The sequence below is a fragment of the Flavobacterium sp. genome (genome assembly GCF_044339515.1).
Lineage (GTDB): Bacteria > Bacteroidota > Bacteroidia > Flavobacteriales > Flavobacteriaceae > Flavobacterium.
Genome location: NZ_JBIIVK010000077.1, coordinates 1 through 10,797 on the forward strand (window position 1 = coordinate 1; position 10,797 = coordinate 10,797).

9 protein-coding genes and 1 pseudogene are annotated in these 10,797 nt (G+C 35.7%); 6 read left to right on the forward strand and 4 right to left on the reverse strand.

Features of this window, described 5'->3' with window-relative positions:
- Window positions 1-112 (forward strand): annotated as a pseudogene (locus tag ACIQ0M_RS14685) (IS1595 family transposase); the annotation flags it as partial.
- Here ACIQ0M_RS14685 and ACIQ0M_RS14690 read toward each other — a convergent pair.
- From ACIQ0M_RS14690 to alaS, 3 genes are all read right to left on the reverse strand, one after another.
- Window positions 113-604 (reverse strand): hypothetical protein, encoded by a 492-nt coding sequence (locus tag ACIQ0M_RS14690; RefSeq protein ID WP_396153570.1) that lies wholly within the window; start codon window positions 602-604, stop codon window positions 113-115. It abuts the pseudogene before it with no gap.
- 124 nt (window positions 605-728) lie between these two features.
- Window positions 729-1,679: a GSCFA domain-containing protein gene (locus ACIQ0M_RS14695; protein ID WP_396153572.1), complete on the reverse strand. Its 951-nt coding sequence runs from the start codon at window positions 1,677-1,679 to the stop codon at window positions 729-731.
- A gap of 6 nt (window positions 1,680-1,685) precedes the next feature.
- Window positions 1,686-4,322, reverse strand: coding sequence for an alanine--tRNA ligase (alaS, locus tag ACIQ0M_RS14700; RefSeq protein ID WP_396153574.1), 2,637 nt, complete (start codon window positions 4,320-4,322; stop codon window positions 1,686-1,688).
- Window positions 4,323-4,504: 182 nt separating this feature from the next.
- Here alaS and ACIQ0M_RS14705 point away from each other — a divergent pair, with 182 nt between their 5' ends.
- From ACIQ0M_RS14705 to ACIQ0M_RS14725, 5 genes are all read left to right on the forward strand, one after another.
- Window positions 4,505-5,485, forward strand: a complete 981-nt coding sequence (locus tag ACIQ0M_RS14705; protein WP_396153576.1) for a M23 family metallopeptidase — start codon at window positions 4,505-4,507, stop codon at window positions 5,483-5,485.
- Window positions 5,485-5,814 carry a MerR family transcriptional regulator gene (locus ACIQ0M_RS14710; protein ID WP_396153578.1) on the forward strand — a complete coding sequence of 110 codons (330 nt, stop codon included), beginning with the start codon at window positions 5,485-5,487 and terminating at the stop codon, window positions 5,812-5,814. Before ACIQ0M_RS14705 ends, ACIQ0M_RS14710 begins: the two co-directional genes overlap by 1 nt.
- A gap of 90 nt (window positions 5,815-5,904) precedes the next feature.
- Complete coding sequence (locus ACIQ0M_RS14715; protein WP_396153580.1) at window positions 5,905-6,489, forward strand: LemA family protein; 585 nt, start codon at window positions 5,905-5,907, stop codon at window positions 6,487-6,489.
- A gap of 3 nt (window positions 6,490-6,492) precedes the next feature.
- Window positions 6,493-6,930, forward strand: a complete 438-nt coding sequence (locus tag ACIQ0M_RS14720; RefSeq protein WP_396153582.1) for a TPM domain-containing protein — start codon at window positions 6,493-6,495, stop codon at window positions 6,928-6,930.
- Entirely contained in the window at window positions 6,931-7,719 is a 789-nt protein-coding gene (locus ACIQ0M_RS14725; RefSeq protein ID WP_396153584.1) for a TPM domain-containing protein, read from the forward strand.
- A gap of 71 nt (window positions 7,720-7,790) precedes the next feature.
- On the opposite strand, the gene ACIQ0M_RS14730 is transcribed toward ACIQ0M_RS14725, so the two are convergent.
- A complete protein-coding gene (locus ACIQ0M_RS14730) occupies window positions 7,791-10,574 on the reverse strand; it encodes an outer membrane beta-barrel protein (protein WP_396153586.1) in 2,784 nt (927 codons plus the stop codon).
- Window positions 10,575-10,797 lie beyond the last annotated feature (223 nt).

Consider the following 10,797-nt stretch of genomic DNA (forward strand, 5'->3'; position numbering starts at 1 on the left):
AGGAAAATATTTACAATTATACCTAAATGAGTTCGTTTACAAGCTTAATAGACGGTATTTTGAAGAAAAATTATTCGACAGGCTAGTGATAGCAAGCATTACAGGGTTATGACTAATAACGGACAATAAAAAAAGTATATCCTTCGGGCACAGCTGTCATGACTCCCGGTAATCCTGATTCTACAACATACGGTCCAGTTTCTTTTTCCCAACCTTCATAAGTGCTGGTTTTTGAAGCTACTTCCGGAGATATAATTTCAAAACCTTTTGCCTTTAAATCGGCAACAAACTCGTTATAAAGTTGGTTTGTTTTTGCTTGAATATCTTCTTGAAGCAAACCATTTAATCCAATTGCTCCTCTTGCCATCGCTTCACCTTTAACGTTGCCTCCAAATCCGCCGGATGCTTTGTAATTAATTGCTTCTTTGTACACCTCAAAATTCACATTAAAACTGGCGATGTAAATTCGTTTAGCATTCTTTTTTAATTTTCCTGTACCATAATCCTGGGTGCTCGGTTTGAATTCTCCTATTCCCTGAGCATGAATGAGTGAGAAATTAAAGATGACCATGAAAAGTAAAACTATTCTAACATTTGTTTTCATTCGTAGATGATTTAAAAATTGAATGGTACAAACATCTTGTAAAATGAAAAACAAAAAAATAAGGCAGATGCCGTATTTTAACAATTCGAGATTATAAATGATAAAAATGGAAAAAATAAATCGACTAGGTCAAATTTAAAAAAGGATATTTTTCCTGCAGTTGCTCGATTCGTTCGTGTAATTTTTGAACAAAAAGCTGATGTTGTTCTGTATTCGGATTAAAAGGTCGATGTAGTAATCCCTTCTGAATGCTTTCTATTTCCAACATAATTGGAAAAACGTGGTACGAAATATGAGATTCCACAAAATGCTTCCAAATGTAATCCACCGCCGTTTGATTCGGATGCAACATATCTTCAGCATAGAATCGATAATCGCGTAAATCATCCATCATCATTTCATAGCTTGGAAAATAGCTGTAAGACGGAAGCTGGGAGATGGAAGAATGTAATGCCGAAATTAAATGGGACTTACTTAATTGGTTTTCTACAAAACCGTCTTTTAAATGACGAACAGGAGAAACAGTGAAAATAAACTTTATTTCGGGATTGAATTCTGTTATTTTAGTTTGGATGTTGTTTAACGAAGTAGTGATTTCTTCAACAGTTAACAATTCTTTTGTGAAATTGCTCTGTGGGATTTTATGACAATTGGCCACTCTTTTTTGAGTGTGCGAAAACCGATACGTCCAAGCCGTTCCTAACGTAATAATTAAATGTGTACAAGCTTGAAGTTGTCCGTTTAAATAAGTCAAAATGCCATTTAAATTGATGAGCATATCTTCTCTGTCGGGATTGTTCAACTCGGAATGTACTTCAAAACAATGCCATAATTCGTTTTCAAAAAACAAATCGGCTTCGGTAAACAATCGCATTTCTACAGCACGTAACAATACATTTTCAATGGCATCGGGCTGAAAAAGTATACCAAACGGATTGTTGTATTGCTGAAATTTATACTGCTCTAATTTAGTACTAATATTTTCTGAAAAACATGAACCTATCGTCACCACCTTCGAATAATAATCGATGGGATGATTGCTTTTAGGTATAGTGATTGGGGTGCGGAAGTTCATTGAAAGTTATTTAATAAAATCAACCGCTTTCTCCAACGCCTCTTTAATCCCCTCTACATTTTTACCACCGGCAGTAGCAAAAAAAGGTTGTCCGCCACCGCCGCCTTGGATATATTTCCCTAATTCGCGAACGACTTGTCCGGCATTTAAATTGTATGAAGCAACCAATTCTTTAGAAATGTAACAGGTCAACATTGGTTTATTTTCTTCAGCTGTAGCCAAAACTAAAAATAAATTAGTACCCAAATTACCTAATTCATAAGCCAAATCTTTTGCTCCTTCCGGATTCAAATCCACTTGTTTGGCTAAGAATTTTATGCCGTTAATTTCTTGTAATTCTGAAGCTAATTCTCCTTTTAAGTTTTTTGCTTTTTCACGCAATAATTGCTCAATTTGCTTTTTCAATTTGGCATTATCCTCTTGCAATGAAACCACCGATTTTAAAATATCTTGCGGGTTTTTGAGGGTTTCTTTCAACTCTGCTAAAGTGTTTTCTTGGTTTTTATAGAAATCTTTCACTGCATCGCCTGTAATCGCTTCAATTCTGCGAATTCCGGCTGCTACCGCTCCTTCTGAAATGATTTTGAAATGCCAAATATCGGCTGTGTTTTTCACGTGAATGCCACCACACAATTCTTTACTGTTGCCAAATTCAATCATACGAACAGTGTCGCCATATTTTTCGCCAAACAAAGCCATCGCTCCTTGTGCCATCGCTTGCTGAATTGGAATATTTCTATGTTCAACCAGTTGTAATTGCTCTTCAATTCGTTGGTTAACAAAACCTTCTACTTGTTTAATTTCATCATCCGAAACTTTTGAAAAATGCGAAAAGTCAAAACGCAAATAATTCGCATTTACCAATGAACCTTTTTGCTCTACGTGTGTTCCTAATATCGTTCGCAAAGCCAAATGCATCAAATGGGTAGCCGAGTGATTTTTGGAAGTTGACGTTCTTAAATCGGTATTGACTTTCGCCACAAAAGCAGCAGTAAGATTTTCAGGTAGTTGTTTCGCAAAATGCAAAATCAAATTATTTTCTTTTTTTGTGTCGATGATTTCAATGGTTTCATTTGCTGAAACTAATGTTCCTTTGTCACCCACTTGTCCTCCTCCTTCAGGATAAAATGGTGTGCTATCTAAAACGATTTGGTATAAAATACCATCTTTTTTTGAATCTACTTTACGGATTCGCGTGATTTTTACTTCATTTTCCGTTTGGTCATAACCCACGAAAGTTTCTACATTTCCATCGATTAAGATTTTCCAATCGTCTGTGGTAACTTCAGAAGCGGCACGAGAACGGGCTTTTTGTTTTTGCAATTCTGTTTCAAAATCTGCTTCATTGAATGTAAATCCTTTTTCTTTTAAAATCAATGCCGTCAAATCCTTCGGAAAACCAAACGTATCATACAATTCAAATACTTTTGCTCCTGAAACTTCATTTCCTTTGGTTTCAGAAACTACATTTTCCAACAATTGCAAACCTTGATCTAACGTTCTTAAAAATGAAGCTTCTTCTTCCCGAATCACATTGGTAACTAAAGCTTGTTGCTTTTTAATTTCAGGAAAAAACTCGCCCATTTGATTTGCTAAAACAGCGACTAATTCATAAATAAAAGGTTCTTTCGTATTCAAAAAAGTAAATCCGTAACGAATCGCACGACGTAAAATTCTACGAATCACATAACCCGCTCCGGTGTTGGAAGGCAATTGACCATCGGCAATCGCAAAAGCAACCGCTCTGATATGGTCAACAATTACTCGAATCGCAATATTAATTTTATTTTGTTCTTCTGTTACGTTTTTTACTTCGTTGGAAGTATATTTCAAACCTGTAATTTGTTCTACTTTTTCAATCAATGGTGTAAAAACATCCGTATCATAATTGGAAGTTTTTCCTTGTAACGCCATGCACAAACGCTCAAAACCCATTCCGGTATCTACATGTTGAGCGGGTAATTTTTCAAGACTTCCATCGGCTTTACGATTGAATTCCATAAAAACATTATTCCAAATTTCCACTACTTGGGGATGGTCGTTATTCACCAAACTTTTTCCTGAAACTTTCGCTTTTTGTTCTTCCGAACGTAAATCGACATGAATTTCAGAACAAGGTCCGCATGGTCCCTGATCGCCCATTTCCCAAAAATTATCTTTTTTGTTTCCTAAAATAATGCGGTCTTCATCAATCAATTCCTTCCAAATATCCCACGCTTCTTGGTCAAAAGGCACATTTTCTTCCGGATTTCCTTCAAAAACAGAAACGTATAAATTTTCTTTCGGTATTTTATAGACTTCCGTTAACAATTCCCAAGCCCAATTAATGGCATCTCTTTTAAAATAATCACCAAACGACCAGTTTCCAAGCATTTCAAACATCGTGTGATGATAGGTATCAAACCCAACATCTTCCAAATCATTGTGCTTACCGGAAACACGTAAACATTTTTGGGTATCGGCAATTCGTTTGCTTTTGGGTTCGGCATTTCCTAAAAAATATTCTTTAAACTGAGCCATTCCTGAGTTGTTGAACATCAAGGTTGGGTCATCTTTTAGAACAATAGGAGCCGAAGGAACGATTAAATGTCCTTTACTTTCAAAAAACTGCAAAAACTGCTTGCGAATATCGTGTGATTTCATTGTAAAAAATTGTTCGGTGTTTAATTTCCAAATAGTTAGACAATATTTAAGTTGAAATATGGCTTTTATGGTCTAAAAACGCATGCTTTCAATAAAAAATTAAATTAGCTTTAGAATGAAACATTTCTTAAATTTGTTCGTCTAATCTATTTTGAAAGCACAAAAATAGTATAATTTAAGAAATGTCGAAGAAAGTAAAGTATTATTACGACACAGAAAGTTTAGCCTACAAAAAAATCAGCCCAAAAAAAGGGAGGAAGTTTGGTTATGTAGCTTTATTTCTGCTTTCATCGGCTTTATTTGGGTTTTTATGTTTTGTGATTTTATTGAATACGCCCTATTTTGAAACGCCAAAAGACCGATTACAAGCACGTGAAATTGAGAACATGAAGCTTCGTTATGAAATTCTAAATAAAAAAATGGACCAATTGGATGAAGTGATTGCTAGTATAGAAGAACGCGATAACAATTTATACCGCATCTACTTTAACTCCTCTCCCATTCCAACCGAACAACGAAAAGCAGGATTTGGCGGAGTAAATCGGTACAAAGAATTAGAAGGATATGACAATTCAGAATTGGTAATCAACACAACCAAACGAGTGGATATGATTTCGAAAGAATTGGCTATTCAATCCAAATCGTTGGATGAAATTTTAGTGCTTGCCAAAGGGAAAGAAAAATTGCTTGCTGCCATTCCGGCTATTCAACCGGTTAAAAATGAAGATTTGACGCGTATGGCTTCCGGTTTCGGTTTTCGAAATGACCCATTTACTAAAATCAGAAAAATGCATAACGGAATGGATTTTACCGCCAAAACAGGAACACCTGTTTATGCTACCGGTGATGGTGTGGTAGAACGAGCCGACAATTCGATGTCCGGATTTGGCAATTTGATCATTATCAAACACGGATTTGGCTACACCACCTATTATGCACATTTGAGTAAATACAAAGCAAGAGTTGGACAAAAAGTAAAACGGGGTGATATTATTGGTTACGTTGGAAGTACAGGAAGAAGTGAAGCTCCACATTTGCACTATGAAGTACACAAAGACGGTGAGCCGATTAACCCAATCAATTTTTACTACGGAAGCATTTCCGCCGAAGAATACATTGCCATTTCAAAAATTGCTAACCAAGAAAACCAAGCACTCGACTAATGCATTTGAACTTACCAGAAAAACGATACTACAGCATTGGCGAACTGGCCAAAGCATTTGACGTGAACGCTTCTTTGATTCGCTTTTGGGATAAAGAATTTGATATTCTTAAACCGAAAAAGAACGCCAAAGGCAACCGAATGTTTACCCCGGAAGATGTAAAAAATCTTCAATTAATTTATCATTTGGTGAAAGAACGTGGGTTTACCTTGGAAGGAGCCAAAACCCATCTGAAAGAAGGTCAGAAAAAAACGTTGGATAAATTTGAAATTATCAGCAAACTAGAAGGAATAAAAGCCCAACTGACACAAATTAAAGAGGGATTGTAGAAAAAGAAATTAGAAATTAAAAATATAATAAACTCAGTTACTCAGAATCTCAGTAACTTATAAACTTAGAACCTTAAAAAAACAAATAAAATGAAAAAATGGTTATTACCTGTCGGGATTATTGTCGGACTTATTCTTATCATCGGATTCTATGTAGTTGGAATTCAAAACACAGCTATTACTAAAAGTCAAGCTGTCAATAAGTCGTGGGGAGATGTGCAAACGTCTTACCAAAGAAGAAGTGATTTAATTGGAAACCTGGTTAACACGGTAAAAGGTGCTGCTGACTTTGAAAAAAGTACACTGGAAGCAGTTATCTCAGCTCGTTCAAGAGCAACACAAACCACAATTGATCCAACAAATGTTACTTCGGAACAATTAGCAGAATTCAATAAAGCCCAAAGCGGTGTTTCTTCTGCTCTATCCAGACTTTTGGTGACAGTGGAGGCCTATCCGGAATTAAAAGCCAACCAAAACTTCTTGAAATTACAAGACGAATTGGCCAGTACTGAAAACACCATTCAGACTGCTCGTGTTCGTTTTAATGAAACCGTGGAAGGATATAACAATCATGTTTTGAAATTTCCAAACAATTTATTTTTAGGAAAATACAAAGAGAAACCGTATTTTGATGCTGAACCGGGTGCTGAAAAAGCTCCTGAAGTAAAATTCTAAATCATGTCTGTAACAGAAAATTTTCTTACTGCAGCAGAAGAACAAGAAATTGTTCAGGCGATTGCTATGGCAGAAAAAAACACGTCCGGAGAAATCCGTGTGCACATTGAAAATCATTCCGATACACCTCCTATTGCTCGTGCAAGGGAGGTGTTTGATTCCTTAAAAATGTATAAAACCGAAGCACGAAATGGTGTTTTGTTTTATGTGGGTGTAGCAGATCATACTTTTGCTATCATTGGTGATAGTGGAATTGATGATGTGGTAGAAAGTGATTTTTGGGAATGCACAAAAGACATTGTGATTGAGAACTTTATAAATAAAAAATTCAAAGACGGTTTGGTACTTGGAATTAGTAGAGCCGGCGAACGTTTGAAAGAGTTTTTTCCTTATGATTCGGATGACACAAACGAACTTTCTAACGAAATATCCAAAGGATAAATGAAATTGACCACAAAAATATACTGGATTTTAGCGTTGATAATTTTACCGTTTCAGGTTAGCCTTGCTCAATTTAAAATTCCTGACGTTCCCAGTTTTCAAACCAGTGTATATGATTATGCAAAGGTTTTATCAGAAGGTGAAAAAAGAGAACTAGAAGAAAAACTCGTGCGTTATTCCGACAGCACTACTACACAAATTGTAGTGATTACCATTGATGATTTAAAGGGTGAAAATATTGGATTATTAGCCCCAAGATGGGGACAAGAATGGGGGATTGGCGGTAGTGAAGAACAAGACAACGGAGTTGTTATTTTACTGTCTAAAAACGACCGACGTATTCATATTTCCGCCGGTTATGGTGTGGAAGACCGACTTACTGCCGGAATTACGGGTGAATTAGTCCGAAATGTGATTCTTCCCGAATTTAAAGCAGGAAGTTATTACCGTGGTTTAGACAAAGGTGCTGATGCTATATTTGATGTATTAAAAGGAAAATACAAAGGCAGTCGCAAAAGTAACGGAAACGGAATTCCGGTTATTCTCGTTTTGGTTTTTATTGTAATTCTTTTTATCATCATTTCAAAAGGTTCAAAAAATAACCGAAATGGTGGTTCAGGGCGTTTTTCCGGACCTGATTTAGCCGATATTATCATCTTGAGCAGTTTGGGTCGAGGCGGAGGCGGAAGCTTTGGTGGAGGCTCATCCGGAGGTGGATTTGGAGGAGGTTTCGGAGGTGGATTTGGTGGAGGGGGATTTAGTGGCGGTGGAGCCGGAGGAAGTTGGTAGAATAAGAAATTTAAATATAAAAAATGCCCCAAAAAGTTATCAATTTGGGGCATTCTTATTTATTTTTTATCTTAATCTAAGAAGAACATTCCGCCTTCGTTTTCTTTCTTACCTCCAAATTTATCTAATTTGTAAGTTAGTGAAAACATCACATATTGCTGCAAAACAATATTTTCAGCATCGGTAATTGCGGTTGGTGTGATGGTTCTTCGCACACCCACATTTTGATTTAAAACGTCGTAAACCTTTACCTTGGCAAGCAATCGGTCTTTGTAGAAATTATACCCTAAACTAGTATTCCATAAATAAAAATCTTTCTGAAAACCATCGGCAATGTTGGAGTTGTACGTATAACCAAAATCATTTCCAAAAACCACTTTCTTGGGCCAATAACTGGTAAACTCCATTTTGAATCGATGTACAAAATTGTTTGCATTTTCAATTACATAATTCTTAAAATCGGTTGAATTAAAAGTATAACTATAGGACGGAGCGATGGTAATTAGCTCTTCAATACTCCAATTCAAATTAACTCTTGGTTCAATTCGCCAGCCTTTTGCTTCATACAATTCGGCATTAGTTAACCCTTGATTGAGGTTATAACCGGAGTCAAATCCGGTACTGATGCGAAGCGTTCGTTTTTCTTTTTTAAACGATTTACTCCACGAAACACCCATGTAACTGTTCAAACCTTTATCCACATTTTCGTAGGTGGTTTGTGCTCTAAAACTTTCATCAAAAACCGTGGAAGATACTATTTGATCTTTTGAAAGTGTCATACCGCCATAAAAGAAAAAACCACTGCGAGATTGCCAATCGTAGTTGTTAAAATTAGAATAAAAAGAGTGTTGCTGCGTAGGATTTAATTCGCCGTTACCAACAATTGTATTCAACGGATTAGAAAGATTTTCTACGGGTAGAAATTGATTAGCTAAAGGCAACTCCATCCTGAAATTATAGTTTGTATAGATGGATTTACTTTTGCTGATGGTATAACTCAAGTTGGCAGAAGCCCTCGGAAAAACATAGTTTTTATCTAATCGTGTGTTGACCGATAGATAATCTGATTCGTTTTTAAAGGTTACAAACTCCGGACCAACATTAAATCGGGCTCGAATTTTTTTTCTTGTCAGGTTTAAACCGGCAGAAGGATAAATCTTTAGTACACTCGAATTAATTTCATTAGATAATGGAGCATTAAACTCAGAATAATTGCCGGAAACTTCATCAAAATCAAAAGTCGCATCAGAATCTTTTGATGCATAATAAGTGATTTCGGAAGCCAAACTTAATTTTAATGAATCGGTGATGGGTTCGCCATATCGAATTTCGGTTTCTACCTTATTAAAATCTTTACTTCGGAACACATTCTGATTCCGAATATCATCCGGTTCAGCTGTTAAATAATAAAAAGTGGACGAATTCAAATTAGAAAATGTTGTTGTTTTTTTGTGTTCATTACTTAAAGAAGCAGAAAATCCTCTTTCTTTCTTTTTAAATGATTTGTAATAATAAATATTGTTTTCAAAGGAAGTATCATCAACATCTGAAAACGAAATGGAATTACTTTCGTTAGAAAGCTCATCGGTTTGGTTACGTGTTTCCTGACCACTTGTAAAACGATCTTTATTCATTGCTCTAACGAACTTTGGGCTCATATAAATGGTCGCAGTGGAGTCTAATTTTACCTCAAAATCAAAACTCAAGTTATGTGAATTTCCAATTCGATTTGAAGTAGAATTTGACTCTGTAAAAGTAGTTTCGTTCGGTAATAAATTAGTCCGTGATGATCTACTTACGTTGTCGGTCTCGGCATTCGTAAAGAAGTAATTACTACTCATATCAACCTTTTCAAACCATTTGTCGGCAAAATTAATTCCGACTAAATTAGAAGTAGTTAAACCGTTATTTCCACCAAAATTCATCCCGTTAATTCCAAAAGAACCATCGTCACCCACATAAACGGATGAGTTTCTTCCTCCGCCCATGTTATCAAAAATCTCATTCATCGAAAATCCTACCGAATTGATATTGTTTGCCGATGCTAACACGCTGAGTTTCCGTTCGCCTTTGAACCAATTAAGCAACAAACTGGATTCATATCGTTCATCGGAACCATAGCCTCCCATGACTTTGCCAAAAAAACCTTTGTTTTTATCTTCTTGTATCGTTAGGTTAATGGTTTTTTCCTCAGAAGATGCTGCTTCTCCGGAAAGTTCCTCTGCTTTCGTTTTGGTATCCACAACCTGAATTTTTTCGATGATTTCTGCGGGAAGGTTTTGTGTAGCTATTTTACCGTCTTTCCCAAAAAAAGGTTTTCCGTTGACCAAAATTTGATTCACTTCTTTTCCGTTGACGGTGATTTTACCTTCAGGAGAAATTTCTACTCCGGGTAACTGTTTGATTAATTTTTCTACGTTGGCATCGGCTCCCACTTTAAAAGATGCCGCATCAAACTCCAAGGTATCGTTTTTAATGCGGATGGGAGGAGCTTCACCCTTAACGACCACTTCATCCAATGAAGTGCCACTTTCAATAAGTGATATTGTCCCCAATTCAAGGTTTTCATTTAAACTGCTGATTTCTTTTTTAAAATTTTGATAACCTAGAAATGATGCTTTTAAAACAACTGTTTCGTTACTTTTTCGGGTTATGATTTCAAAATTTCCATTTTTTTCTGAAATGGTGTAATCAATAACGGTAGAATCTTTTTTGGAGGTGAGATAAACTGTTGCCGATTCGAGTGGTAATTTGGTGCTTTCGTCAATGATTTTACCCTTTACGATGATAAAATTCTGGCTATTAGCACAAAACACAAATAAAAATAAAACTACAGAGAGAAATTGTTTGAACATAAAAAAGTTGTAATTAGCTGTGAGAAAATTCTATAACAGCGAATTAACACTTTTAGTATGTAAAGTTAAAATTTCTTACAGAAAGTTTAACATTTAAAATCATTAATGTCCGATAAAAACTAAAATCGGACTTTTTTATTTCTTATTAAATTGAAAATCAGTTTTTTATATTTTAATTTTATCTGCTTTAAAAAAGTAGGCTTTAAAAAAAGGACAATTGCTC

Coding starts and splice junctions, on each gene's coding strand:
- ACIQ0M_RS14690 (WP_396153570.1), bottom strand. CDS start 604: ATGAAAACAAATGTTAGAATAGTTTTACTTTTCATGGTCATCTTTAAT.
- ACIQ0M_RS14695 (WP_396153572.1), bottom strand. CDS start 1,679: ATGAACTTCCGCACCCCAATCACTATACCTAAAAGCAATCATCCCATC.
- alaS (WP_396153574.1), bottom strand. CDS start 4,322: ATGAAATCACACGATATTCGCAAGCAGTTTTTGCAGTTTTTTGAAAGT.
- ACIQ0M_RS14705 (WP_396153576.1), top strand. CDS start 4,505: ATGTCGAAGAAAGTAAAGTATTATTACGACACAGAAAGTTTAGCCTAC.
- ACIQ0M_RS14710 (WP_396153578.1), top strand. CDS start 5,485: ATGCATTTGAACTTACCAGAAAAACGATACTACAGCATTGGCGAACTG.
- ACIQ0M_RS14715 (WP_396153580.1), top strand. CDS start 5,905: ATGAAAAAATGGTTATTACCTGTCGGGATTATTGTCGGACTTATTCTT.
- ACIQ0M_RS14720 (WP_396153582.1), top strand. CDS start 6,493: ATGTCTGTAACAGAAAATTTTCTTACTGCAGCAGAAGAACAAGAAATT.
- ACIQ0M_RS14725 (WP_396153584.1), top strand. CDS start 6,931: ATGAAATTGACCACAAAAATATACTGGATTTTAGCGTTGATAATTTTA.
- ACIQ0M_RS14730 (WP_396153586.1), bottom strand. CDS start 10,574: ATGTTCAAACAATTTCTCTCTGTAGTTTTATTTTTATTTGTGTTTTGT.